Source organism: Proteinivorax tanatarense (genome assembly GCF_040267685.1).
In the GTDB taxonomy this organism is placed as follows: Bacteria; Bacillota; Proteinivoracia; order Proteinivoracales; family Proteinivoracaceae; genus Proteinivorax; species Proteinivorax tanatarense.
This window is the reverse complement of record NZ_CP158367.1, coordinates 1,120,130-1,146,353: the sequence shown is the minus strand read 5'-3', so window position 1 is coordinate 1,146,353 and position 26,224 is coordinate 1,120,130. Positions and strand designations below refer to the sequence as shown.

Annotated in this window: 30 protein-coding genes; 1 reads left to right on the top strand and 29 read right to left on the bottom strand. The window is 34.9% G+C overall.

Features of this window, described 5'->3' with window-relative positions:
* Window positions 1-26: 26 nt before the first annotated feature.
* The 26 genes from recN to spoIIIAA form a co-directional block, all read right to left on the bottom strand.
* Complete coding sequence (recN, locus tag PRVXT_RS05580; RefSeq protein WP_350344680.1) at window positions 27-1,760, bottom strand: DNA repair protein RecN; 1,734 nt, start codon at window positions 1,758-1,760, stop codon at window positions 27-29.
* A 19-nt stretch (window positions 1,761-1,779) separates the two neighbouring features.
* Window positions 1,780-2,631 (bottom strand): NAD(+)/NADH kinase, encoded by an 852-nt coding sequence (locus tag PRVXT_RS05575; protein WP_350344679.1) that lies wholly within the window; start codon window positions 2,629-2,631, stop codon window positions 1,780-1,782.
* 14 nt (window positions 2,632-2,645) lie between these two features.
* Window positions 2,646-3,158 carry a hypothetical protein gene (locus PRVXT_RS05570; RefSeq protein ID WP_350344678.1) on the bottom strand — a complete coding sequence of 171 codons (513 nt, stop codon included), beginning with the start codon at window positions 3,156-3,158 and terminating at the stop codon, window positions 2,646-2,648.
* A 126-nt stretch (window positions 3,159-3,284) separates the two neighbouring features.
* A complete protein-coding gene (locus PRVXT_RS05565; protein ID WP_350344677.1) occupies window positions 3,285-4,088 on the bottom strand; it encodes a TlyA family RNA methyltransferase in 804 nt (267 codons plus the stop codon).
* Complete coding sequence (gene dxs / locus PRVXT_RS05560; protein ID WP_350344676.1) at window positions 4,051-5,970, bottom strand: 1-deoxy-D-xylulose-5-phosphate synthase; 1,920 nt, start codon at window positions 5,968-5,970, stop codon at window positions 4,051-4,053. The genes PRVXT_RS05565 and dxs overlap by 38 nt, the downstream gene beginning before the upstream one ends.
* Window positions 5,971-5,975: 5 nt before the next feature.
* Complete coding sequence (locus tag PRVXT_RS05555; RefSeq protein WP_350344675.1) at window positions 5,976-6,536, bottom strand: hypothetical protein; 561 nt, start codon at window positions 6,534-6,536, stop codon at window positions 5,976-5,978.
* 687 nt (window positions 6,537-7,223) lie between these two features.
* Window positions 7,224-7,658 (bottom strand): divergent PAP2 family protein, encoded by a 435-nt coding sequence (locus PRVXT_RS05550; protein WP_350344674.1) that lies wholly within the window; start codon window positions 7,656-7,658, stop codon window positions 7,224-7,226.
* A gap of 11 nt (window positions 7,659-7,669) precedes the next feature.
* Window positions 7,670-8,545, bottom strand: coding sequence for a polyprenyl synthetase family protein (locus tag PRVXT_RS05545; RefSeq protein ID WP_350344673.1), 876 nt, complete (start codon window positions 8,543-8,545; stop codon window positions 7,670-7,672).
* Window positions 8,545-8,742 (bottom strand): exodeoxyribonuclease VII small subunit, encoded by a 198-nt coding sequence (xseB, locus tag PRVXT_RS05540; protein WP_350344672.1) that lies wholly within the window; start codon window positions 8,740-8,742, stop codon window positions 8,545-8,547. The genes PRVXT_RS05545 and xseB overlap by 1 nt, the downstream gene beginning before the upstream one ends.
* Window positions 8,729-9,943, bottom strand: a complete 1,215-nt coding sequence (gene xseA, locus PRVXT_RS05535; RefSeq protein ID WP_350344671.1) for an exodeoxyribonuclease VII large subunit — start codon at window positions 9,941-9,943, stop codon at window positions 8,729-8,731. Before xseA ends, xseB begins: the two co-directional genes overlap by 14 nt.
* Before the next feature lie 3 nt (window positions 9,944-9,946).
* On the bottom strand, window positions 9,947-10,804 hold the full coding sequence (gene folD, locus PRVXT_RS05530) for a bifunctional methylenetetrahydrofolate dehydrogenase/methenyltetrahydrofolate cyclohydrolase FolD (protein ID WP_350344670.1): 858 nt from the start codon (window positions 10,802-10,804) through the stop codon (window positions 9,947-9,949).
* A 10-nt stretch (window positions 10,805-10,814) separates the two neighbouring features.
* On the bottom strand, window positions 10,815-12,167 hold the full coding sequence (gene gltA, locus PRVXT_RS05525) for an NADPH-dependent glutamate synthase (protein ID WP_350345117.1): 1,353 nt from the start codon (window positions 12,165-12,167) through the stop codon (window positions 10,815-10,817).
* An 18-nt stretch (window positions 12,168-12,185) separates the two neighbouring features.
* Window positions 12,186-13,016, bottom strand: coding sequence for a sulfide/dihydroorotate dehydrogenase-like FAD/NAD-binding protein (locus PRVXT_RS05520; RefSeq protein WP_350344669.1), 831 nt, complete (start codon window positions 13,014-13,016; stop codon window positions 12,186-12,188).
* Window positions 13,017-13,134: 118 nt separating this feature from the next.
* A complete protein-coding gene (locus PRVXT_RS05515) occupies window positions 13,135-14,070 on the bottom strand; it encodes an O-sialoglycoprotein endopeptidase (protein ID WP_350344668.1) in 936 nt (311 codons plus the stop codon).
* The gene (nusB, locus tag PRVXT_RS05510; RefSeq protein WP_350344667.1) at window positions 14,071-14,472 is read right to left on the bottom strand and encodes a transcription antitermination factor NusB; all 402 of its coding nucleotides are present in this window, start codon (window positions 14,470-14,472) and stop codon (window positions 14,071-14,073) included.
* Between the two features lie 55 nt (window positions 14,473-14,527).
* On the bottom strand, window positions 14,528-14,749 hold the full coding sequence (locus tag PRVXT_RS05505) for a DUF2273 domain-containing protein (RefSeq protein ID WP_350344666.1): 222 nt from the start codon (window positions 14,747-14,749) through the stop codon (window positions 14,528-14,530).
* 20 nt (window positions 14,750-14,769) lie between these two features.
* Complete coding sequence (gene amaP / locus PRVXT_RS05500; protein ID WP_350344665.1) at window positions 14,770-15,291, bottom strand: alkaline shock response membrane anchor protein AmaP; 522 nt, start codon at window positions 15,289-15,291, stop codon at window positions 14,770-14,772.
* Between the two features lie 53 nt (window positions 15,292-15,344).
* Complete coding sequence (locus PRVXT_RS05495) at window positions 15,345-15,737, bottom strand: Asp23/Gls24 family envelope stress response protein (RefSeq protein WP_350344664.1); 393 nt, start codon at window positions 15,735-15,737, stop codon at window positions 15,345-15,347.
* A gap of 103 nt (window positions 15,738-15,840) precedes the next feature.
* A complete protein-coding gene (locus PRVXT_RS05490; protein WP_350344663.1) occupies window positions 15,841-16,431 on the bottom strand; it encodes a SpoIIIAH-like family protein in 591 nt (196 codons plus the stop codon).
* 14 nt (window positions 16,432-16,445) lie between these two features.
* Window positions 16,446-17,006, bottom strand: a complete 561-nt coding sequence (locus tag PRVXT_RS05485; protein ID WP_350344662.1) for a hypothetical protein — start codon at window positions 17,004-17,006, stop codon at window positions 16,446-16,448.
* A gap of 112 nt (window positions 17,007-17,118) precedes the next feature.
* A complete protein-coding gene (gene spoIIIAF / locus PRVXT_RS05480; protein ID WP_350344661.1) occupies window positions 17,119-17,715 on the bottom strand; it encodes a stage III sporulation protein AF in 597 nt (198 codons plus the stop codon).
* Between the two features lie 8 nt (window positions 17,716-17,723).
* Entirely contained in the window at window positions 17,724-18,872 is a 1,149-nt protein-coding gene (gene spoIIIAE, locus PRVXT_RS05475; RefSeq protein ID WP_350344660.1) for a stage III sporulation protein AE, read from the bottom strand.
* A 17-nt stretch (window positions 18,873-18,889) separates the two neighbouring features.
* Window positions 18,890-19,267, bottom strand: a complete 378-nt coding sequence (spoIIIAD, locus tag PRVXT_RS05470; protein ID WP_350345116.1) for a stage III sporulation protein AD — start codon at window positions 19,265-19,267, stop codon at window positions 18,890-18,892.
* Between the two features lie 23 nt (window positions 19,268-19,290).
* Window positions 19,291-19,488, bottom strand: coding sequence for a stage III sporulation protein AC (gene spoIIIAC, locus PRVXT_RS05465; RefSeq protein ID WP_350344659.1), 198 nt, complete (start codon window positions 19,486-19,488; stop codon window positions 19,291-19,293).
* 13 nt (window positions 19,489-19,501) lie between these two features.
* Window positions 19,502-20,017, bottom strand: coding sequence for a stage III sporulation protein SpoIIIAB (spoIIIAB, locus tag PRVXT_RS05460; RefSeq protein ID WP_350344658.1), 516 nt, complete (start codon window positions 20,015-20,017; stop codon window positions 19,502-19,504).
* Window positions 19,920-20,963 carry a stage III sporulation protein AA gene (gene spoIIIAA, locus PRVXT_RS05455; protein WP_350344657.1) on the bottom strand — a complete coding sequence of 348 codons (1,044 nt, stop codon included), beginning with the start codon at window positions 20,961-20,963 and terminating at the stop codon, window positions 19,920-19,922. The genes spoIIIAB and spoIIIAA overlap by 98 nt, the downstream gene beginning before the upstream one ends.
* A gap of 251 nt (window positions 20,964-21,214) precedes the next feature.
* Between spoIIIAA and PRVXT_RS05450 the strand changes: the two genes are divergently transcribed.
* Window positions 21,215-23,125 carry an anthrax toxin lethal factor-related metalloendopeptidase gene (locus PRVXT_RS05450; RefSeq protein ID WP_350344656.1) on the top strand — a complete coding sequence of 637 codons (1,911 nt, stop codon included), beginning with the start codon at window positions 21,215-21,217 and terminating at the stop codon, window positions 23,123-23,125.
* Between the two features lie 53 nt (window positions 23,126-23,178).
* Here the strand turns inward: PRVXT_RS05450 and gap are convergent, their stop codons facing one another.
* The 3 genes from gap to ftsW form a co-directional block, all read right to left on the bottom strand.
* The gene (gene gap, locus PRVXT_RS05445; protein WP_350344655.1) at window positions 23,179-24,222 is read right to left on the bottom strand and encodes a type I glyceraldehyde-3-phosphate dehydrogenase; all 1,044 of its coding nucleotides are present in this window, start codon (window positions 24,220-24,222) and stop codon (window positions 23,179-23,181) included.
* A 199-nt stretch (window positions 24,223-24,421) separates the two neighbouring features.
* On the bottom strand, window positions 24,422-24,820 hold the full coding sequence (locus PRVXT_RS05440) for an Asp23/Gls24 family envelope stress response protein (protein ID WP_350344654.1): 399 nt from the start codon (window positions 24,818-24,820) through the stop codon (window positions 24,422-24,424).
* 115 nt (window positions 24,821-24,935) lie between these two features.
* The gene (gene ftsW / locus PRVXT_RS05435; protein ID WP_350344653.1) at window positions 24,936-26,033 is read right to left on the bottom strand and encodes a putative lipid II flippase FtsW; all 1,098 of its coding nucleotides are present in this window, start codon (window positions 26,031-26,033) and stop codon (window positions 24,936-24,938) included.
* Window positions 26,034-26,224: the final 191 nt, after the last annotated feature.

The following is a 26,224-nucleotide window of genomic DNA, read 5'->3' as shown; positions in this document are numbered from 1 at the left end:
TTAAGATTTTAATTATACCTAAAAAGTTAACTATATTGTCTTTTAAAACAATCGGCCAGTGACAAAATTTCTCTAGCATTGTTAATAGTTCCTTGAGTCATTTCAGTTCCACTTATCATTCGTGCAATCTCTTTTATTTTTTTTGTGTCATCTAACTTGAAAATGTCAGTATATGTTCGACCTTTCTGCTGATTTTTTTCGATTTTAAAGTGAGTATCAGCCATAGCGCAAACTTGTGGTAAATGACTAACGCAGATGACTTGTCTATTTATACTTAAGGAGTATAGTTTTTCAGCAACCTTTTGTGCTGTCCTTCCTCCTACTCCGGTGTCAACTTCATCAAAAATTAAAGTAGAAATTTTTTCTTTATCAGCTAAAATGTTTTTTATCGCCAACATTATCCTTGACATTTCACCACCAGAAGCAATTTTGGCAAGAGGTTTTAGAGGTTCACCTGGGTTAGGTGAAATCAAAAACTCTACAGCATCAAAACCTTTTTCATGTAAATATATCGTTTCACCATCTTTTTCGATATAATCTGCATCACCAACTTTACAATTAAAGTCAACTATAAATTCAATATTTTTCATATCCATATCTTGGAGGTTCTTCTTTACTTCTGAAGCAATCTTTTTTGCTATAACTTTTCTTTTTTTTGTAATTTTAGTTCCTATTTCAAAAAGCTTTTTTTCAATTTTATCTAGTTCTATGCTAAGCTTATTAAATATTTCTTCACTATCTATCAGTGCTTTAAGCTCTTTCTCCTTGCTTTCTTTATACTTTAGTATATCCTCAATGCTGTTTCCGTATTTCCTTTTTAGCCTATTTATTTCTTCTATTCTATCTTCAACTTTTGTTAATGATTGAGGTTCCATATCTAGCCCCTCGCTATAATCCAAAAGTTCTCTAGCAGCATCTTCTAAATTAAACAGAGAGTCTTCTATAACTTCAGCCATGGATAACAGTGACTTATCTTTTTCTGACAGAGTTTTTAAGTTATCCACTACTTTACCTAAAGTTTCCGTTATTGGTGTTGAATTAACACCTGAATAAATTTCATTATAAGCATCTTGGGCACCATCTAAAAGTTTCTGAGCATTATGTAGCTTGTCCCGGTCCTTTTCCAGTTGATCATCTTCACCTATATATAAGTTAGATGTTTCAATCTCATTTATTTCATAATTATATAAGTCTATTTGCCTGTCCCTGTTATCAATATTGCTGTAAAGCTGGTTTAAATCTTTTTTTACCTTTTTTCTTAACCTATAATAGTGTTGATATGAGTTTTGGTCACTTGCAAACCTTGAATCCCCAAATAAATCTAAAATTTCAATATGTTTAGAAGGATCTAACAAGGTGTGGTGTTGATGTTGTCCATGTAAATCTACAATTTTTGCCGTTAAACTTTTGAGCATTCCTACAGTAATCAACTTCCCATTAACACGAACTAAGCTTTTGCCTTGTTGATAAATTTCTCTTTCAATAATAAGTTGGCCATCCTCGACTTCTATTCCATAAAATTCATTAACATCTGTTTCAAGTTGTTTATTTATGGAAAAAAGGCCTGTTATTGTACTTTTTTTCGCTCCAGCTCTAATTGAATCTGAAGAGGCTCTTCCTCCTAAAAGTAAACCAATTGCCCCTATAACAATAGATTTTCCAGCCCCTGTCTCTCCCGATAATATATTTAACCCCATACCAAAATCCAACTCTAACTTTTCGATTAATGCAAAGTTATGGATAATCAGCTTATTTACCATCTGATTCCCCTCCTCCCAATTAGTTTCTACTACCTCTATTTAACTTTAAGCGTAATATATCAAAGAAATTTTTACCGTGTATCTTTACAACTGGAATTACATATTTACTAAGACCGATTACTACTGTATCATGTCCTTGCAGTTTGATAGATTGTTGACCATCCACCGTTAGCATAACTTCTTGGTTTAAGTCTTTAAGCCTAACTTTAACATTCGATTTATTGCTAACCACAACACTCCTAGCATGAAGTGAATGAGGACATATAGGTGAAATCACCATAGATGATACATTGGGTGCAATTATCGGTCCCCCTGCCGATAAGGAATATCCTGTCGATCCCGTTGGAGTGCTAACAATAACTCCATCACCCGAGTATGTATCTAAAAAAACATCATCAACATATGTATGACATTGAATTATCCTGGCTAATGGCCCCTTTGCAATAGTTATCTCATTCAGAGCTCTTGTAGTTTCTATTACTTTTCCATCTCTATAAACGCGGGCAAAGACCATATCTCTATTCTCTATTTTATATTTACCACTGTCAATCTTATAAATAGTTTCTTCTAAATCTTTTACCTCAACTTCTGTTAAAAAACCTAGATTTCCTATATTAACACCTAACATTGGAATTTTAGTTGTTGCATATTGACGTGCTATACTTAAAAATGTTCCGTCTCCCCCCAACACTAATATTAACTCTATATTTTTAGGCAATTTCCCACGAGGAAATGTTTTGGTTTCTATGATAGGAGTTTCTTTACATGAGTAAACTTGATACCCCCTAGATAGCAAACTTGCCACCATAAGAGATGATACTTCTTGACTTTTTTCTTTACTAGTATTTAAAAAAATCGCAATGTTTTTCATTCTATGCCTCTCTTTCACAAAAGTAGATGAGCTATTAGAAAGCCGACAGCTAAAAATAAAACTAGCAAAACTAATCTAAGTAAGTAATTTTTAGTTTTTGCTGCTATATCGACAGTACATTCTTTAACATATTTATTCTTAGTTTCTACAAAAATTATACCATCTATGTCATTATAACATGTTATTGCTTTTAGTATTTTAGCTTTAATAAAGCTATCTTTTAATGATAGGGTTCTATTTTTAGGCATTGACTCAACTAGAAAGTATTTACCCTCTCTTTTAACTACAGGTAAGGATTTTATAGACTCTTCTGTTTTTGTATTCCCCTTATAAAAACTAATTTTCTTTGCTCCACAATACCCTAAATATTTATACCCTTTCTCCTCTAACAGTCTCACCAAATTATTGGGGGCCTTATTAGCAGGTACTATCTTAAACTTATATTCCTTGACTTTATTTTTAACAAGCAAAATCAAAATAGCTAAGATTATAAAAGACAACATCGCTAAGTCACTTTTAGTCATCATTTATTGCCCACCCCAAAAAAATGACATTTTTAATACTATATACTTCTCCCTTTTTTATCCTTTTCCTTTTTTACTTCATAATTACTTTTTAAAAAAAGATATAAAACCACCAAATTCATGGCAGCTTTATATCTTTGAATGAGCTTTATTCACAAGTTGGTTTATATCATTTTTAGCTATCTTATAGTTAGAATAAGAGTTTCTGCATAATAGCAAATATTCTATGTTACCTTCAGGACCTTTAATAGGGGAAAAATCAATATCTGTTGGGTACAGCCCAGTTTCTTCGCAAAAACAAACAATTTCATCAATAACATCAATATGAACTTGTCTATCTCTCACAACACCTTTTTTACCTACCCTATCTCTGCCTGCCTCAAACTGTGGTTTTATTAACGCCATAACCTGACCATTGCTACACAAAATTTCTTTAACTTTAGGTAGTAAAAGCTTAAGAGAAATAAATGAGGCGTCTATAATAGCAAGCTCTGGTTTGGGATTAAACTGTTTTTTTTCGACGTGTCTAAAATTTGTTCTTTCCATATTTATAACTCTAGAGTCATTTCTTAAAGACCAAGCCAACTGCCCATACCCTACATCTATAGAATATACTAGCTTCGCTCCATGTTTAATAGCACAATCTGTAAAACCTCCTGTCGAGGCTCCAACATCTACAACTATTTTATCTCTAAAGCTTATATCGAATACGTTAATAGCTTTGTGAAGTTTTAGCCCCCCTCTACTAACATAGGGGTTATCTGTACCTTTAACGGTAATTGATATATCTGAATTAACATTAATTCCCGGCTTGTCCAAGCATTTTTGAGCACTATAAACCACACCAGCCATAATCGCTCTTTTAGCTTTTTCTCTACTGTCAAAAAGCTTTCTTTCAACTAGTAATTGATCCAACCTTTTTTTTGTTTTCATAACTATTTTCCTTTATCACTATTTTTTTGGCACTATCGTAGATATCATCACACCCAAGACCGTACCTTTCTATAATCTCACTCCTACTTCCTTGGGGAATAAACTCATCAGGTAGGGCAATTGAATTTACATTCGCCTTTATGTTCTTTGAAGCTAGCAAAGCTGCGATTAAGCTTGTCAACCCACCTATTGCTGTATGCTCTTCTACTATTAACACCTTTGAATTTTCTTTTATATATTTACATAAAATATCATCATCTAACGGTTTTATGAAAGGCAAGTGCAGTACCGTGGCATAAATCTCTTTGTTTTTAAGCATTTCAGCTGCTTTTAAACAATTATTTGTTGTTGCACCAGACGATATTATTATTATATCATCCCCAGTAGTCAATGCATTACCTTTCCCTAAAGGTAGTTTGTTGTATTTATTTTCTTTTTTATCAGTAACTGGAAGAGTATCTTTAGGGTAGCGTATCGCTACAGGGCACTTTAATTCAAAAGCAGTAAATAAACTGTCTTTAAGCTCTTTTTCATCTTTGGGTGCTATTATTTTTAGATTTGGTATGTGACTTAAAAATGAAATATCATATATCCCTTGATGGGTTTCACCGTCAGCTCCAACTATTCCTGCTCGATCAATAGCAAAAACTACTGGTAAGTTTTGCAAACAAACGTCATGAAGAACTTGATCATATCCCCTTTGTAAAAACGTTGAGTAAACAGCAAAAACTGGTTTTAATCCATCAGCTGCTAGCCCTGCTGCCATTGTTACTGCATGCTGCTCTGCTATTCCCACATCAAAAAAACGCTGAGGATACTTAGTTGCGAACTTAGATAGTCCTGTTCCGCTAGTCATAGCAGCAGAAATAGCAACTATCTTCTCATCTAACTTAGCTAAGTCACACAAGGCTTCACTAAATCCATCAGTAAAAGTTTTTTTCTTTTTTGCCAAAGGAATGCCTGTGGTTTTATCAAAAGGAGATACTCCATGAAACTTATCAGGGGTTTTTTCTGCAGGTGAAAAACCCTTGCCTTTTTTAGTAATTACGTGCACCAGTACTGGGCCAGAAGTTTTTTTAGCTTGTTTTAAAACTTCTTCCAACTTATTAAAATCGTGTCCATCAATAGGTCCTAAATAGGTGAACCCTAACTCTTCAAACAACAACCCAGCCACTAACATGTATTTTAAGCTATCTTTAACCCTGTCTAAAGATCTAAACAAAGGTCCTCCAATAGCAGGTACTTTCTTTAAAATAAATTCTATATCCTCTTTTGTCTTTGTATATTTAGGGTCGGTACGCACCCTACTCAAGTAAGAGGACAAACCTCCCACATTTTCTCCTATTGACATCTCATTATCATTTAAAACAACTGTTAAATCTGTGTTCTGTTTATGACCGCAATGATTTAAGGCCTCAAAAGCCATCCCACCTGTCAATGCTCCATCACCGATTACAGCTACTACCTTATTTCTTTCTTTTTTTATGTCCCGGGAAAGAGCCATACCTAAAGCAGCCGAAATAGAAGTGCTACTATGTCCTGTGTTAAAATGGTCGTGATCGCTTTCTGTTACTTTTGGAAAGCCACTTAATCCATCTAACTGTCTTAATGTATCAAAACTATCCCGTCTTCCTGTCAACAATTTATGTATATAACTTTGATGCCCCACATCCCATACAAATTTATCAGCTGGAGTTTTAAAAACTCTATGTAACGCTATAGTTAACTCAACAACTCCTAAGTTAGGGGCTAAGTGTCCCCCTGTTTTAGAAGTTGTATCTATTATAAATTCTCGTATTTCTTCTGTTAGCGTAGACAATTTATGCTTTGGCAATTTTTTTACATCTTCTGGACTATTAATTGAATCAAGTATTATACCCACAGTTATCACTTCCCTTTTTCATTTTTTTTACTAGTAAAAAACTCTACCCGAAATATCTTTTCAATATAGTATATCACTTTTCCAACATACATCAAAATTTCAGTAGAGTTATGTATCGCCAGTGTTTTTCCAATACCTTTTCCCCCTACAGTAACAGCAGCAACTATTGAAGTTAATATAACATTAACAACCTGAGTTTCTCCACCATTAACAAGTATAAAGACCACCACAGTCGCTGCGCCCCCACTGATAATTCCACTAATATCGCCAACTACATCGTTGAAAAACGTTGCAACTTGCTCTGCATTTTTAACCAACCTTAATGCTTGTTTAGCTCCTTTTACTTTTTTTGCTGATTTAGCCGCTAGCGGAGGAGTTTTTGCAGCTGTAGTAGCCACTCCTATGGTATCGAAAAGAACTCCTAAAAAAACTATACTAAATAACAACAAAAAAGCCGTAACCAATCCAACTTTCCCTAAAATCACCTGGGAAATAATTGAAATAATTACCGCCAATATAAATGTCCAAAAACAAAGTTTAACTATCCATAGGTTATTTTTAACCATTTTCCACTCCCAAATTATGTAGGTTTTATATATGGTGGTAACAACTAAGGTAAATGCTGCGGCTTAGGTCTAGCAGGTTTTCCCAAAAAGCTACCTCTCGTCACCGAAAAAGGAGGTTTCCCATTAAAGCTTTTTCTGTTTTGTCACCAAAAACAGGGCTAGATTACCACTTAGTCCGCACTTTAATCCCTTAATTGTCTCTATAAAGAACAGTCTAGGAGTTTTCCTCAACAAAGCTAAACGTTATCCTAGCCTCTTTTGCAACACTGGTTTCAAGTAAAAGCTTTTCAAAGTAGGCCTACTTTGAAAAGCTTTTCTAAAACTATCCCACCAGCTTCACTCAAGGCAGGCTACACTGTACACAGCCCCTGTTTTCGGGACGAAACCGCATACAGGTTCTTTCCTAAGACGTAGTTGATGTGTTCCCATAATTTACACAACACCACGCACTTTAGGTCTCCACGGAAAAGGGGTCAACGCCTACATGCCCTTGTAGATCGCCCCTATATCCTTAACTTCCAGCATCAGCCCCCAACGGGGCGTCGGCAGCCAACACCAGAAACTTCATCGATGTGCCCTTAACGGATTTTTAGGCCCGCCTTTGGATAACGTGCTTTGACTAGAATACTGTACCACCATATATGCACTTGTTATTATATATTAACACTTTTTTAGTTAATAATCAAACTAAAACAAATATGGGATTATCAGCCCCAGTAAAGCACCCGCTAAAACTTCAATAGGTGTATGCCCTAAAAGTTCCTTTAGTCTTTCTTTTTCATCGGAAAGAGTATTCCCTTGTTGCATTTCATCAATTATTTTGTTTAATATCTTTGCTTGTTTTCCTGCCGCTCTCCGTACCCCTGCAGCATCATACATAATAACCAAAGCAAATGCTAAAGATAGTGCAACAATAGGAGAATCCCAGCCAAAATCTATTGCCAATACAGTAGTCAATGACATGACAAAAGCTGAATGAGAACTAGGCATCCCCCCTGCTCCTACAAATCTATTCAAATCCATTTTTTTAGTTAATAATATTTCTAATATTACCTTTATAGCTTGTGCTACGGCCCATGCTAAAACTGGTATTAAAAAATATTTATTTTGAAATAGTTCCACAAAAAGTCCTCCTACGCTTTTCGGTCTAGAAGATAAGTTAACAACTCAGGTAAATACGGTACAGAAATGTTGTTAATACTAAGTTCATTTACACCTTTCTGTATATGACTGTTGGCCATTTCCTTTGCTTTTTCTAAACCATAAAGAGAAACATACGTTGACTTATCCATCTTCTCGTCACTTCCCACTGACTTACCTAAACTATCAAAGTCCCCGCATACATCCAAAATATCATCAGTAATTTGAAAAGCCATCCCAAAGTGATAACCATAGTCAGCTAGAGCATTTACAGCTTTATCATCTAAGTTAGAAAGATAGGCTGCCATTTTTAAAGGAGCGGTTAACAATTTTCCTGTCTTATATTTATGAATATCTTCAAGTTGAGCTCCATTAAGATTAGTGCCTTCTCCCTCTAAATCATGTACCTGTCCTTTTATCATTCCAGAAACCCCAGAACTTGATGACAGCTCTTTAATTAACCTCACCTTTAATTTGGAGTCAACGCCTTCTAAATTCCCTAAGATTTCAAACGCAATATTTAAGATGCCATCTCCTGCTAAAATTGCTATGCCCTCTCCAAAAGCTTTATGGTTAGTTGGTTTCCCCCTCCTGTAATCGTCATCATCCATAGCCGGTAAATCATCATGAATTAAAGAATACGTGTGTACATATTCGATAGCACATGCTACCGGCAGCGAAATTTTTCGACTCACCTTATAATGGTCGCTAACCATTAATAATAGCGCTGGCCTTATTCTTTTGCCACCTGCCTCCAACGAATATGTCATGGATTCTTTAAGTTTTGTAGGACATTCGGCAGGAATATAGCTAGCAATATTCTCATCAATTAATTGCTTATATTTATTTAAAACTTCTTTTAATTCCATTATTCTTCCCCCTTGCATTGCTCTAGCTGTATTTTTTTTATTTTTTGCTCCGCGCCCTTAATTTTGCTTTGGCATACTTTCAATAGTTCTATTCCTTGTTCGTATTTTTCTAACGCTTCTTCTAAGTCTAAGTTGCCATCCTCTAAGCTATTCACAATTTTTTCAAGTTCTGAATATGCCTGCTCAAATTTTTTCACTAGGGATCACCTCATTTACATTGCATTTCAACTTGCCATCTTTTAGTTCCACACTAACTTCATCACCAACTTTAACCATATCAACTGATTTAACTAAATCTTGCTGTTTTTTCATAACAGAGTAACCTCTAGCAAATACATTTTTAGGTGACAAAGATTCTAATCTATTTGCCAAATTTTCAGTGCTATCTTCTTTCTTTTCAATTAGATATTTAAGTTCTTGACTTATTTGTCTAGATACAATATCAACATTTTGATAGTACTGATCTAACATAGTTATAGGTCGTTTCAATATATTTCTTTGCTTGATTTGATTGATTTTCTCTAATTTTTTTTCCAGAACATTTATTACTATTGAATCTAGCCTTCGCTTCAAATAACTTAAGTCATCTTCAAGCTCTTCACTAGAACAAACTGCCTTCTGAGCTGCTGCAGTAGGAGTGACCGCCCGAAAATCCGCCACAAAATCAGCTATAGTAAAATCAATTTCATGACCAACCCCTGTTATAATAGGTTTAGAGCATGAATAAATTGCCCTCGCAACAACCTCTTCATTAAAAGCCCATAAATCCTCAATACTTCCTCCACCTCGTGCAAGAATTATTGTATCAACATCTACTTCTTGATCCATTTTTTTTAAGGCTTGTACAATCTGGAATTTTGCATTTTGTCCCTGAACTAAACAAGGGCAAACTACTACTTCTGTTGAAGGCATTCTATTAGTTAGGGTCTTTATAATATCTTCTTGTGCTGCTGAACCTTCTCCAGTTATCACCCCAACCTTTTGAGGATATAAAGGGATAGACCTTTTCCGTTCTATAGCAAAGAGCCCTTCCTTTTCTAAATTCTTTTTTAATTTCTCAAACTCTAAATGCAAATTGCCAGCACCGTATTTTTCCATATGCTGGACATACATCTGATATTTGCCACTTCTTTTATACACATCTATTTTACCCCGCGCCAGCACTCTTTGACCATTTTCTGGCCTAAAATTAATACTTCTATTAGCGTAACGAAACATTACAGCAGGCACTAAACTTTCTTGGTCTTTCAAGGAAAAGTAATAGTGACCCGAACTAATATGATGGTTAAAGTTTGATATTTCTCCTTCTACATAAACATCTCTTAACAGTGGTTGATTAACTATAGTTTGCTGTACTATGTCTGTTAATTCTGATACGCTAATAGGTTTTAAACTCAAAACTTAACCTCTCCTTTCCTTCATCGCCATAAGAGTGTTGTGCATAAGCATAGCTATAGTCATAGGTCCAACTCCCCCAGGCACAGGAGAAATAAGTTCAGCTTTTTTACCTACATCTTCAAAGTCAACATCTCCTACCAACCTGTCTTCTGACCTATTTATTCCAACATCTACTACTATTGCCCCTTCTTTAACCATATCTGCAGTAATTAGGTTGACCTTTCCCACTGCTACAATTAGCACATCTGCTTGCCGTGTATGATATGCTAGGTCCTGAGTTGCTATATGACAGATAGTAATAGTTGCCATACGATTTAGTGCTAACATAGCCATTGGTTTGCCCACTATATCACTTGCACCTACTATCACAACATGTTTACCCTCTAAACTTATATTCTTACTTTCTAAAAGTTTTATAACCCCATATGGAGTGCAAGGCAATAAGGTTGATTTATTCTGAAACATTTTTCCAGCGTTAGTAGTATGAAATCCGTCTACATCTTTTTCCGGACTTATTGCACTTATAATTTTTTCTTTACTTATATGATCTGGCAAAGGCAGTTGAACTAAGATTCCATCCACAGAATCCTCACTGTTTAAACGCTGAATTATAGAGAGTAAATGGCTTTCTGTAGTACTTTCCGGCAAGCGATATATTTTTGAATTAATACCTAGCTTTTCTGCAGCTTTTTCTTTCTTTGCTACATATGTGCTTGAAGCAGGATCATCTCCTACAATTATCACCGAAAGTCCTGGGACTATCCCCTTCTTTTCTTTAATCTCCATAATCTCATTTTTAACATCTCCACGAATTTTTTTAGCTAACTTTTTCCCGTCTAAAATTTTCTTAGATGCAACCATGATTCCCCTCCTAGTTATTTTTGATGTATTTATCTATACTTTCTGCGCACTGTTTCCCAGCACCCATAGCCTGGATAACAGTAGCGGCACCAGTAACTACATCACCTCCGGCAAAAACTCCTTCTATAGAAGTCTGCCCAGTTTCACTATCCACTTCAATATTACCCTTGTCATTTAAATTGAGATTCTTTGTTGACCTAGGTATTACAGGATTTGCTCCCTGACCAATAGCCATTATAACTGTGTCCACTTCAATTGTAAACTCAGACCCCTTTACAGGTTTAGGCCTACGCCTACCTGATTCATCAGGATCTCCAAGTTCCATGTTAATACATCTAATTTTATTTACCCACCCTTCAGCGTCACCTTCAATTGAGATGGGATTGGTAAGCAAATTCATTTCTATTCCCTCTTCTTTAGCATGAAAAATTTCTTCTTTCCTAGCTGGCATCTCTGCCTCAGATCTTCTGTAAACAATTGACACTTCCTTTGCACCTAGTCTCATAGCTGTTCTTGCAGAATCCATAGCTACATTACCGGCCCCTACAACTACAACTTTTTTACCAACTCTAAGAGGTGTCTCCCATTTTGGATATAAATATGCCTTCATTAAATTTGCTCTAGTTAAAAACTCATTTGCAGAATATACACCATTTAAATTTTCACCTGGAATATTCAAAAAGAATGGAAGTCCAGCTCCCGAACCAATAAAAACAGCTTTATAACCTTTTTCTAACAGTTCCAACAACGTTATTGTTTGCCCAATAACCATATTAGTTTGAAGCTCCACACCCATATCCACAAGCTGATTAATTTCTTGCTCCACAACATCTTTGGGAAGGCGAAACTCTGGAATACCATACATAAGCACTCCACCAGGTTTGTGAAGCGCCTCAAATATAGTAACTCGGTAACCGCGCTGGAGAAGCTCAGATGCACAGGCTAATCCTGCTGGACCAGAGCCCACAACTGCTACCTTTTCACCCTCTAAACCAGGCTTTAATTTTGAAGTCATCTTTTGATTGTCAGCAACAAAGCGTTCTAACCTACCAATAGCAATAGGTTCATTTTTTTTCCCTACAATACATAACTTTTCACATTGGTCTTCCTGGGGGCAGACCCTCCCACAAATTGCAGGTAGTAAGTTTTTCTCTTTTAGCTTTTCTAATGCGCCTTTATAATTATCATTTGATATTTCTTTTATAAAACTAGGGATATCGATGCCCACTGGGCACCCTTTAACACATGAAGGTTTTTTACATTGCAAACACCTTTTTGCCTCTTTTATCGCTAGGTCTTTATCATAGCCTAAAGATACCTCGTCAAAGTTTTTTATCCGCTTTTTAGGATCTTGATATGGCATAGGATTTTTTTTACCCAACTAACATTCACCTCCGCACTTACAACCCAAAACCTTTTCTTCCTCTTCTTTATACATCTTTAACCTTCTCATTTGTTCGTCAAAGTCAACTTTTAAGCCATCAAAAGACGGACCGTCAATACATGCAAACTTTACCTCATCACCTATAGTAACTCTACAACCACCACACATTCCCGTGCCATCTACCATGAGGGAATTTAAACTTACAATTGTAGGAATATTGTGAACTTTAGTGATATCACATACCGCTTTCATCATCGGCAATGGCCCCACAGCAATTACTCCATCGATTTTATTGTCGTTTTTTATAATATCCCTTAAAACATCAGTTACGAAACCTTTTCGACCCTGACTACCGTCATCGGTGACAATATAAAGTTTATCGCAAATTTTATCCATTTCATTAGAAAAAAATAAAATATCCTTTGTTCTTGCCCCTAAAACTCCAGTAACTTTAACTCCTTTATTGTATAGCGATTTAACTTCGGGGTATATAGGTGCTATCCCCATTCCTCCCCCTATACACACAATATTATCGCCTTGGGGGAGAGTAGTTGGAACTCCTAAGGGTCCGACAAAATCTAAAATTTTATCGCCAACTTCCATCTCACCTAGTTTTTGGGTGGTATTGCCGACCTCTTGAAACACAATAGCAACGGTTCCTTTCTCTCTATCATAATCAGCAATTGTTAGCGGAATCCTCTCCCCTTTTTCATGTACTCTTAAAATTATAAACTGCCCTGCTTCTGCTTTGGCAGCAATTTTAGAATTTTTAATAACATATCTTTTTATCGAAGGTGAAAGAATATCCTTGGAAATTATTGTGTTCACCAGACTACCTCCTAAAAATAACCGTCAGTTTTAAATTTATGCATGAATAAATATTTCGACACCAACTTTTAAAAACCTTTTAAAAAAGGTTGAGGAGACTATATTTAGTCCTCAACCTTTATTCTAATGCTTTTAAGCCCATTAATGCAACCCCCACCCCATTATCTCTCGATAGTTCTGCGTTTGCAAAATAAAGCTTTAACCTTAAACGGTGCTTAAGCCAAGCTCTAATCTGCTTATTAGAAGCTACTCCACCTACTAGCAATACTTTATTTAAGTTTGTTTGGCCCACACCATATCGAATCATTTTTTCTGCAGTTTTTGCTACTGTATGGAAAACATTATATGATAATTCATTAGCTGAAACTGAGCCTTCGCTTAATAAACCAGTGGCCTTTGTTAAAGGACCAGAAAAGCTAGCCTCTCCACCTTTCACCACTGATGGTATTAACCCTTTTTGGGGACTTTTACATTGCATTGCCATTTTTTCCATTGCCTGACCACAAGGAAAAGTTAACCCTAGTTTAACCCCTATCCTATCTATAAATTGACCACAATGCAAATCACTTGAAGAGCCCAACTGATTTATCTTTAACCTAAAATCATCTTCAGCTTGTACATTTAACAAATCGGTAGTTCCTCCAGATAAATGTAATGCAATAAATGGCGGCTGTAAATTGCTAGGAAACATCCCAGCGTAAATATGTCCTTCTTGATGTGAACAGAAATGTATAGGCAATGACATAGCATCTGATAAAATTGCTGCTATATTTGTTCCTGCCATAAAGACTGGCATATATGATTTTTCGCTGTTTCTAGGGGATTTTGAAACCGCTATTGCTTCTAATTGTTGTATAATATCCAATTGCTTTAATTTATTTATTAACTTAGGCAAATTTTGACTATGTTGAAAAAAAGCTTCAGATTGTCTTAATCCATTTTGACCTATTGGAACTTTTAAGACCTCCCTTAAATCACATAGGATCTTTCCTTTTCTATCCACAACAGCTATTGATGTAGTATAATTACTTGTATCAATGCCTAAAATAGCCATCTATTTTTTTCCTTCTTCTTTTCTTATCGAATCTAAAATTCCATTTATAAATGCAGGTGAGGTATCACCACCGAAATGTTTTCCTAGCTCAACAGCTTCGTTGATTGACACACTTGCAGGAACATCATCAAATAATAATATTTCATATACCCCTAACCTTAGGATAGCTTTATCTACTTTTGCCATTCTTGTCACTTGCCACTTTTTGCTATATTTCTGAATATAGCTATCTATTTTTTCTTTGTTCTGCAATACTCCCAACACTACTTTTTCTAAATAATCCATATCTAATTTAGTATCATCAGTGGCTAGGTTGTCTAATACCCTTTCCGCATTATCTTTTGTAATGTCTAATTGATATAAAGTTTGAAAAGCTTTTTCTCTAGTTAATCTTCTTGACAATCTAAACTCCTCCTAACTAGTTTTGGCAAAAAAAAAGCCACAGGCAATGGCTTTTTTAAAAATCTTTTGATTTTAACAAGTTTTTTAGGGATTCCATAAAGTCTTTATCATCATCAAATCTTTTCCCTATAAAAAAACCTACTCCTATACATATTACCACAAAGGTTCCTTTTATAAACCCTAGCCACAAATAAATAATACTCACTATAAAACCGGTTAAAATCCCTGTTAACTTACCTTTATTTTTTATCGCTATTTCTTTAAATTCTTGCCACATTAAAATCATCCCTCCACCGGTTAACTAACCTTAGTCTTGATATCTGTGGCTACATTTTCAACAAGAACTTTGACTTCATCGACATTTATCCCAGAAATTGAGTAAACATGTTCAGATATTGTCTGTTGCATTTGCTCAGTTAGTTCAGGAATATTACGATCACCATATAGCACAGCTTTGACATATATGTACAAACTGCCATCACGAACTATTATTCGAGTTTTTAGGTCTTTGATTCCTTTTATTTTTTTTGCTCCTTGATGAACGAGGCTATCTATAGTCTGTAACGACACCCTCACTTCTCCATAGTCAGAAGCAATCAATAAAGAGCTAGGCTCTTTTTGGCTAGCAAAAGCTAATACCATAGCAAATAGACCTAAAATTGCAAGTATAGTAAAAAGAACCGCAACGTCCCATCTGGCAAAAGTTATTTCAATGTATGGGCTTAATATTCCCATATTTAAAAAAGCTTCAGAAATAACTAGCGCAGAGCCTAAAAAAACTAGTAAGCCACAAGCTAGTAATAATATGCGCTTAAGCATGTCCATATCCACCCCTTTACAATCCCTGGCTAAAGCCAGGGATAAACTTTGTATTAATTAAGTTTTAACTCTTCTTTTTCTTTAGAGTCAGCATTTTCTAATTTTACACCTTGCGCATGAATGTTGACTTCTAAAACATTTAGGCCGGTCATGTTTTCAACACTTTCCTTTACCTGCTCTTGTATGTTTTTAGAAACCTCTGTGATTTTTACTCCATAATCTACTATGATATAAATATCAATTGTAGTTTCTGTTTCACCAACACTTACTTTAACACCTTTAGAAAGGTTCTTTCTTCCAAGCATCTCAGCAATACCGCCAGCTACTCCACCACTCATTCCTGCTACGCCTTCAATATCAGTAGCGGCAATACCAGCTATAACAGCTACTACCTCATCGGCGATTTTAACGCTTCCATTTTCTTGTGGCATCGTATTCTGTTCCATAAAGCACCTCCATAATTTTTTAACATTTACTAATAAGTTATAATAATATCTTTTTCCTGCTATTGTATATTATACCAAACTCTCAATGAATTACAAAATAAAATTATGCACCGTCTTTTTCTGTAATTGTTATTTGATGTCTAGGAACTCCGGTGGAATTTGAAACTACTTGTGAAATCTTTGCTAGCTCTTCCCTAGTTAACGCTTCTGCATTTATTATCACATTAACATTATCATTTCGTAAAAAAATTATTGCATTAGGATACCCTAGAGCCTTTAGAGAATTTTCAACATTTAATTCAAGCTCCATCATTTCTTTAATATTTAATAATTTTTTTTCTGCATTTTCCTTTGCTTCCTCACTTACATTAGGATTATCAATCATCTGTTGAAGTAAATCTAACTCTTTACTTCTTACCCTTTCTCTTTCTAACCTATATTCTATAAAGAAGTCATCTTTACCTTCAAAGCTCCAAGGTTGGTTTATATCATCATCTTGTAATAATACATCTGTATCTTCCTCTTTTTTTTCTAAGTCCTTTTCTTCTATCTTTTCATCACCATCTAAATGTGTTTGCCCAGCTGATTGACTAATACTTGAAAAATAAGTTGCTCCCCCAAATATAAACAATAAAACAAATACTCCTAAAAGTATACCGGTTTTAGGAATTTTAAAACACTGTATTATCTTCATCACGGTTCCCTCCTTTACTTTTTCGGCATAACTGAAATTCTATATGTAGGGATGTCTAACACACCTTGCACTGCTCTTATTACCTGTTTTTGTATGCTAGGATCATTTCCCCCTGGACAAACAACGACAACTCCCCTAACCTTAGGTTTTACCTCTGTCAAAACTAGAGGTTCATCTCCACCACTTTTCCTTAAAATTACTAGCTCACCTTGATAGTTGTAGTCGATTATCTCCCTCACTCCCCCCTCAGTATCTTCTTCTAAAGTAGTTCTTTCGCTCTCTGTGATGTTTTTTGCTACTATTTTCTCGTTCCCCTTATCTAAAGTGACCATTACCTTTGCTTTGCCTACCCCAGCAATATTTCCTAAAATTTCTTCTAATTCCTTTTGAATTTTTTCTTCATAGCTATCTGTTATTTGCTGTTCTATCTCAGCGGAAGGTTGCGCGGTATTTTTATCATCATCTCCTATAAATTTACTGAGCACTAATAACGCTACCCCCAAAATACATAAAGCTCCAAGGAGCTTATTGGAACTAAATTGTTCCTTAATGTTTTCAAACATTTTTTTATCCACAGAACCCCCTCCTTCAAGTTACTTGCCAAGCGGCTGCACAACTTTAATAAACTTAATGGTTTAACCTCTCCCTTGCTGAGCTATTAACTTTATAAATCAATTCATTTTTCTACTAATTATTTTCTTCCACTTTAGCAACGGAAATTTTGCTTCCAGAAATATGATAATAACTGGATATTGCACCCACTATTTCTTCTTTTCCCTCAAAGTCTTCTACCAACTTTTTTTCCGGTTCTTCACCGATAACTACTGGCTTTACCGCTGCAATCTTATCCATATTTTCTTTATTTAACATAACATAGATGCTAGATATCTCACCAAACTTTTCATCGCTATAATCTTCAATCACCTCTACTTTTATTTCTATCTCGTATCCGTCAGCATAAGGCTCAATAATACTCTTAGTTTGAAGAGCTATGTTTTCTTTATACTGATCTAATACCCTATTTACTGTATTTTCATCAAACTGCTCATCTTCAATTTCTATGTAACTATATTGATACCCATCGTTGGGCAAACGTTCCATATGATTAAGAAGGAGTGCAACGGGGTGTAATATGGTAGCTAAAATCATAAGTCCAAAGATAAGACGAGCATACTTTCGCATATCGTTTTCTGGAAGTAGCATCTCTAAAAAAGTTGCTAAAATGACCAGCACAACCAAGTTGTGAACCACATTGTTAAGGGGATTCATTACAAACTCTAACATTCCACCACCTACCTTATCATCTGAGTTATGTTTCCAGCTCCAAAAATTATTGTAATAGCCATAAAAAACATTATGGAAGCTCCAAAAACAGCTATAAACAGCATCATTAAGCAGTTAGCCATAACCTCTAGGGATTTTACAACAGGAGTATCACCTAAAGGCTGTAAAATTGCCGCACTTAATCTATATATTATCGTAAGAGCTATAATTTTTAAAAGTGGAAAAATAGCAATGAAAATGATCAATAACATCCCATATATTGACACTGCATTTTTCAAAACTAGGGAAGCTCCGGCTACAGAATCAAAGGCATCTGCAAAGAGCCCTCCAACTCCTGGGATAAAAGCTTTTGCAGTAAATTTTCCTGTTTTAAGCCCCACACCATCTACAACTGCAGCACCTACACCTTGAATCGAAGTTATAAAAACAAAAATTATTAACGTAAATCCTAAAACCTGCATGCTACACTCCTTCAAAAAATCAGCTAGTTTATTAATGTTAAAAGAGCTAATTGTACTAACTAAACTTAAAATTGTATATAAAAAAATTAGAGGAAAGACTATATCCCTTATAACAACTGCTGCAACATTTACTATGAAAATTACCAATGGTTTAAATACTGCTACAGAAGCTACAGATCCCATAGAGGCTAATAGGGTAAGTAAAATCGGAATCATAGCTTGTATTGTATCCACCATTGAGTTTACTACGTCCCTAGACCATTGCATCGCCATAGTAAAACTATTTAACGCTATTCCAAAAAGCACTAGGAAAACAACACTTTGAGCCAGCTTTGTAGTTGTCTCGCTACCAAAAGCACTTTTTAGATTTTCTAAAATGGCACCTAACACTGCCAATAAGATAAGCTGACTCATAAGCCTAAGATTAGTAACTACTTCCTTGAATAAAAAAGCTAAGATATTTTTTAAAAAATCTCCTACACTAAATGCTCCGCTTCCTTGACCTGTAATCATATCCCTTAAATCTAACTGAGGCATGTAGTCTCCAAACTCAGACTCTAGCTGAAGCCATTGATCTTCAAGCTCAACTAGATCAATCATTTCCTCTGACTCTTGGTGTTGGTCTGCCAAAGCATCGGAGGAAAACATAACCAAAATTATTAGTGTTAAAAAAATGGCCCCCATTTTTTTTTTCATCATTAATCCCCCTAAGTCTATGGTAATATACTTACTAAAGTTTGAAGAATCATAGAAACTATGGGGAGCGCTAAAAGTAACATCATAATCTTACCCGCAAACTCAACCTTAGAAGCAACCGCCCCTTGTCCAGCATCTTTACAAACCTGTGAACCAAACTCCGTTATGTAAGCAATACCAATAATACGAAGCATAGTTCCTAAAAACATCACATTAAGTTCTGCTTTATATGCCATATCCTCTATAGTCCTAACCACTGTATATATTTGACTAATTAACGCCAAAAAAATAAGGGCACCGGCAGCAAGAGCTAGCTGCATTGCTATTTCTGGCTTTTGCTGTTTTATGATAACAATAATTATACTAGCAACTATTCCAAAAGCTACTACACTCATTATTTCCACAGCTATCACCTCAGTTATAAGTGGAAAATTGTCTTAATTGTTTCAAATAAATCTGCTATAAGATTTAATACGATTAGCAGAATTACTACAACCCCACCCAAAGTAAGCATCTGCCCTTGTTCTTTTTTTTGAGCCTGTTCTAACACAATGCTAAAAATAGCTATTAAAATACCAATACCTGCTATTTGAAAAATCACATCAACATTCGGCACAAGACCTCCCCCTTTATAACAACACTAATACCAATGCCAAGCCAGTAAAAAAACCAAGATATTTCCACATCTTACCGTTTTTCTTGTATTCAATTTCACTTTCTCGTTCTGCTGCATTAAGCTTGTTTAATGTTAAAGATATATGTTTCATTTGCTCATCTATTCCACTTTTGCCTAAAGAAAAACCAAGAGTTTGTAAAATATCTTTATCCCTTACCGTTAGAAAGTGGTAAGCTTCCTTTTTTAACTCTTCTGTCCAATAACGCTGTAACATAAACCCATCACACTTTTCTAAATTAGCAGAAATGTTGATAAAAAATTCCTTTTGGGGAGATGGAAGGGCGCATGCCACATTTTTAAGAGCTTCAGGCAAAGGTGTGTGTCCATAGCTAACTTCCGTCTGAAGCATAGATAAGCCGTTTTGAAATACTCTAAGGGCTGTAGTACGTTGTTGTAATTTTTGGGCCTTTTGAAATCCGTAACTTGTTGTTGCTGCTATTAAAACTACCGCCCCAATAATCTTTAGCATTTATTATCCCTCCCGTCACTTTTTGGCTTGTTTTAAGATCTACTATCTCCTCTACAGTACCAACACCATCCTTACGCGATAACACAACAAGCCTCTTAAAATAGTTCAAGTCCAGCACTTTATTTACCCATTTTTTACTCTTTAAATCTTCTAAATCTAACCCATGTACCGTTGTTAATAACCCAACTCCACAAGTCATAGCTTGTTCAACACCATCGATATCTTGTCGACGGCCCAATTCATCAGTAGCAATAATGTCTGGTGACATCGAGCGAATCAAAAGGTTCATACCTTCATCTTTAGGACAACCATCAAGCACATCAGTCCTACACCCAACATCCAGTTGAGGTTTCCCGTGATATGAAGCAGCAATTTCAGACCTTTCATCAACTACCCCAACCTTAAATCTATAATCATCACTTAAGCTTCTTACCATGTCTCTCAGAAGGGTGGTTTTCCCACAATTAGGTGGTGAAATAATCATTGTATTTAAAAACCTTCCTGACTCTAAAACATAAGGCATCACCTTAGTAGCTAACTTAGTTACCTGCCTTGCAATCCTGAAGTTGATTCCACTAATCTCCTTTAGCGTTTTAACTTCCCCTTTTTGCATAACAGCCTTGCCTATTATTCCCACTCTATGTCCACCTTTTACGGTCACAAAACCATTTTTAAGCTCTTCTTCCACAGAGTAGTAAGAATAATTAAATATCAGCTGGATAGCGCTTTCAATTTGATCAGTAGATACTATCATAGGGGAACCAGTATCAACCTCTCCTTCTTTTGATAAATAATAGTCACCACCATCTATTCCAATAGCTAATGGTCGACCTGCTCTAACCCTTATTTCTTCTATGTTGTCACCTTCTTTTTCTATAGCTTTTTTAAAAACAGACCTAAGTGGTTCAGGAAAAAACAGCAATACTTCATTCAACTTATTTTTCATCGCCTGTCCCCCTTTAGAAATAGTTATTTATAAAAGGACAGGTTTATGAATTATTTTTAAAACAAAAAAAGTTTTCCCTACTTCAGGAAAACCTTTATAATTTAAACTCAAATTAATATTTATAAAAAAACAGCCTGTAATATTTTCGTAATGTTTTTGTTTTACAATTAATATACAGACAATTCGAAAATAACTATATATTAACTGTAAAACATTGAATGATTTCATTTGTTAGTATAAGGGGGATAAATATGAAAAAAAGAGCTAAAAAACTTTTTTTTACTGTTTTTATTGTTGTGTCAATTCTTTTGCATCGCATATCTGACGACACTGTTCTTTTGTTGTTGTTTTATTTATGGGGGTTATTCTTAATCCCTGCTTACTGTTTACTAGAAAGAAAGATTTTTAATTTTTTTAAACAACGAAAGTCTATAAGATGTGTCTTGCATCAATTAAAAACAAATTTAACTTCACCTTCCACTATTAAAAAGTTGAAAATTAGCGGAATAATTGCTATAGCACTACTTGCCATTAATATAATTATAGCTACTACTTTACTATACAGCTTTGGAGCTGCTAACCATATTTACTACTCCAATGGGTCTGTGAAATATAAAGGTTCTGTAGTAAATGGTGTTCCAAACGGAAAAGGCAAACTGTTAACTCAGACTGGTAACATTAAAGCAGAAGGTGACTTCAAAGATGGTAAGTTAAACGGAAATGGTAAATTATACCAAAGAGGCGCCTTACGATACGAGGGCTTTTGGAAAAACGGCTCCCCCCATAGGCATGGAAAACTTTTTTACAGTAACGGCAATTTAAAATATGAAGGGCGTTGGAAGTATGGAAATAAATACGGTAAAGGGTCATTATATAATTCACAGGAAAACCTAATTTTTGAAGGAAATTTTATTGATGGAATAATGTTTCCAAAAGATAACTTCCAACTTGTAAACCATGATGGCTATTGGGATGGTTCCCTTGATAAAAATAACTCTATTACTTATAAAGGAAAATGGACAGAAAACGTTTACAAAGGTAATGTTAAATTTTTTACAGAAGACATGTTAATTTATGAGGGATATTGGAAACATGGATTACCTCACGGTAATGCAGTTATATACCAAGATAATGGTAATAAATTCTTTGACGGAAGTTTTTTATATGGGCAAATAAAAGAAGGTGATTTCTACAACCAAAATGGAGAAAAAGTTTCAAAAAGCATGAGCCAAGCACTTATAAACACCATTAACAATGAGGGTGAACGATCAAACTACTATATACATCTCAATATTCGCCCTCCTCAAACAGCAAAGGAAACTTTAACTCCTTTTATAGATGCAGTAGAACAAGTTGAGTATTTTAAAACTCTGGAGTCAGTAATCGAGCCATCATCAGATAACATACAATTTAAAAGCTTAATGTACCAGTTTATCCAACTGCCTCATTCAATATTTGATAAAGATTTAGTAATTAAATCTATAGGAGAAATGCAAAGCATCCCCATTGAAATATTAGAAGATTTAGTTTGCATGGGTGCTAAGTTTAGATTTGTTTATGGGCACATCGGAAATCAACCTGAATTTGAAAAAAACATGGTTTTGCCATGGGGGTCGAAATTAACTGAAAGAACTGTGGGTATTGCTTATTATCCAAAGAAACTAGCAATAACCCGCATAGACTATTCATTGGCTGTAAAGGTTAGCTTACATGAAATAGGACACTTAGTTGATATCCTTTTGTATAACAGTATTTCATACGAAGACGAATTTTATTCAATAACCTCAATGGAAGCTGAAAACGTTTTTAAAAGAAAATATTATACAGACTGTCCAGGAGAATATTTTGCAGAATTTTTCGCCTATTTTTATATTGATGACAAAACGATGCTTGTTCAACCTGATTTAAATCATCAAAAGTTAATTCAAGTAGCCCCGTTAACATACAATTTTTTTCTGACAAAAGTTGAAAAATACGATAAACATAAATCCAAAGAAGAGTTTACATCTGAATATTACTATAAAGCTGTTAGTGATAAAGGTATAAAAGAGGCTTCATGGATTCGTCCAACATATATACAACAAATAGTAGTGGAGAAAAATAGTCTAACAGAGCGCTTAAAAGGGGGGTATTATAACATAATAAATCACTTTTTATATTAGTAAAGGAAAGGAAGGCTGTCTTTTTAAGTGCCAGCCTTCCTTTGCTTATGAAATTAAATAGCTTTGAAATCTTGATTGTTTACACTCTGCAAAGACTTTGCTACATAACTTGCTAGATCTAATAATCTGCATGAATAACCCCATTCATTATCATACCATGCAACTACCTTAATCATGTTGTTCCTAACTTTCATAGTAGAAAGTCCATCAACAATAGAAGATCTAGGATCTTTTTTATAATCGATAGACACTAGTGGTGCTTCACTATACCCTAAAATACCTTTTAACTCAGATTCTGCCATTTCTTTTAACTTAGAATTTACTTGCTCTACACTTACGTCTTTCTTCAACTCAACTACTAGATCTACCACCGAGCCAACAGGAATTGGAACACGCATTGCCATTCCATTAAGTCTTCCTTCCAAACTAGGTATTACCTTAGCAACAGCTTTTGCAGCTCCTGTTGTAGTGGGTATAATAGACTCACTTGCACACCTAGCCCGACGTAAATCTTTATGAGGCATGTCCAGCACCCGTTGATCATTTGTAAAGGCATGGATAGTGGTCATCAACCCTTTTTCAATTCCAAAGGCTTTTTCCAAAACTTTAGCAATAGGTGCTAAACAATTAGTTGTACATGAAGCATTTGATAAAATATGATGCCTTCTATGATTATATTGGGCTTCATTTACCCCCATAACTACAGTTAGATCTTCCCCCCCTTTAGCAGGAGCTGATAGTATAACTTTTTTAGCTCCACCTTCAAAATGTTTTGAAGCCGCTTCCTTTGTCAAAAAAATTCCGGTTGATTCTATAACAATTTCAACTCCCATATCTGACCAAGGTATATCAGCAGGGTCTCTATAAGCTGTAAATTTAATTATTTTATCATCAATAATCAAAGCGTCCTCAGTTGCCGTAACTTCTTGATCCATAACTCCATATAAAGAATCATATTTTAGAATATGAGCATGTTTTTCGGGCCCCGAGGTGCTGTTAATAGCAACTATTTCAATATCTTGTTTTTCCGCAAAAGATGCTTTAAGTACAGCCTTACCAATTCTGCCAAAACCGTTAATCCCAATTTTAGTTTTCATTTATTTACCACCTCATATTATAGATTTTAGGCATATTAAACGATAACCCGAATATTAGTATATCACATTTATCCTTTTTTAGCTATTAATGTTTTTCTACAACGTTATAATGTCATACAATATATTATTCTACAATAAAATAAAAAGTAGAACGAGTATTTTTAAGTACCCGTTCTACTTTTCCAATCTATTTTGCTGATTATTTAAGCTTAGGCTGTTCTTTTTTCTTCTTGTTTTCGTCTTCAATTTTAACACTTGTAACATGAACATTTACCTCTACTACAGATAAGCCTGTCATATTTTCTACATTTTTCTTAACTTCGTCTTGTATTTTCTTTGTCACATCAGGAATTTTTGTACCATATTCCACAACAATAAAAATGTCGATAGCAGTTTCTGTCTCGCCGACATTTACTTTTATTCCTTTAGAAAGGTTTTTGCGACCAATCATCTCAGCTAAATCACCAGCTACCCCTCCACTCATGCCGGCTACTCCTTCAATGTTTGTGGCTGCAATACCAGAAATTACTGCTACAACTTCATCTGCTATTCTAATTGTTCCATAACCTTCATTTACCAACAAATTTTGTTCTTCCATTTACCTGCACCTCCACAATTTTTAAGTAGTTTAAAAATTAATACAGTGACACACATTTCTCTTAAGTATATATTTTATTCAACACCGAGGTATATTATTCCTGCAATCTGTTTTTTTATTCTGTAGAAAATCTAGAAATATTTAAAATCACACCTATACTTGACAGTGTTATTAACAAAGAAGTTCCTCCAAAGCTTATTAAAGGTAGGGTCAACCCTGTTGTAGGTAACATAGCTATAGCCACGCCTATGTTAATAAAAGCTTGGAATGATATCATAACAGTAAGACCAACAGCCAAAAGATAGCTAAATCTATCCGGAGCTGCTGCCGCAATTTTGAAGCCTCTCCAAGTAAAAAGGCAAAATAATACTATTACAAAAGTACCACCTAAAAATCCTAACTCTTCAGTTAAAATAGAAAAAATAAAATCAGTTTGACCCTCTGGCAAATAATCCATTTTTTGCTTGCTAGCTCCAAGTCCAACTCCCGTAAGTCCTCCACCTACTACTGCATATAAAGACTGAATTATTTGATAGCCTGAACCAAGAGGGTCAACCCATGGATCCCAAAAAACTGTCATTCTTTGTAATCTATATGGTGCCAATTGAGCAATTACTAGCAAACCAGATACACCAACAACCCCCAATGGTACAAGTTGCTTAAAAGGTGCTCCTGCGATGAAAAGCATAATACCCACAAAACCTACAATAGTCATACCAGTGCCAAAATCAGGTTGTTGCATAATCAAGGCAAATGTTATCCCCAAAACTATCATTAACGGTAACGTTCCTCCAAAAAAATTTTTGACTCTCTCATCTCTAGATGATAAATAATTGGCAGTAAACAACACGGTAACAAATTTAGTTAAATCTGAAGGTTGAAATCGCATAAAGCCTAGGTTAATCCATCTAGTCGCTCCTCCAACTTCATGTCCAACACCAGGGATGAGAACTAGTAACAGAAAAGCAAAGTTTAGCAAAAAAAGTATCTTAAGTAACTGTTTCCATTTCCAATAATTTAAACACATACATATGTACATACATATAAGCCCAAGGATTACAAATAAAACTTGTCTCTTTAAATAATAAAAGCTAGTACCAAAATTGTTTAAAGATAAAACGGCCGTGGAACTATATACCATCACCAAGCCAATGCCAAGCAATATAAAAGTAACAAGTAGCATACCAAAATCTGGTGTTTTTCTCTTAATCATTATTGTTTTCATCCTAACATTTGCAAATTTTACACTACGTTAATAACTTAGGCTAATATTATTAATTCGTCATAATATATAAAAACCCTTCTAAACTAATCAATTCAAATTATCTCATCTACTGATTAAAATAGCTATTTAACTAGTCATAAAATTCACTCCATTTGACATGCTATGTTTTAAAAAGGCTC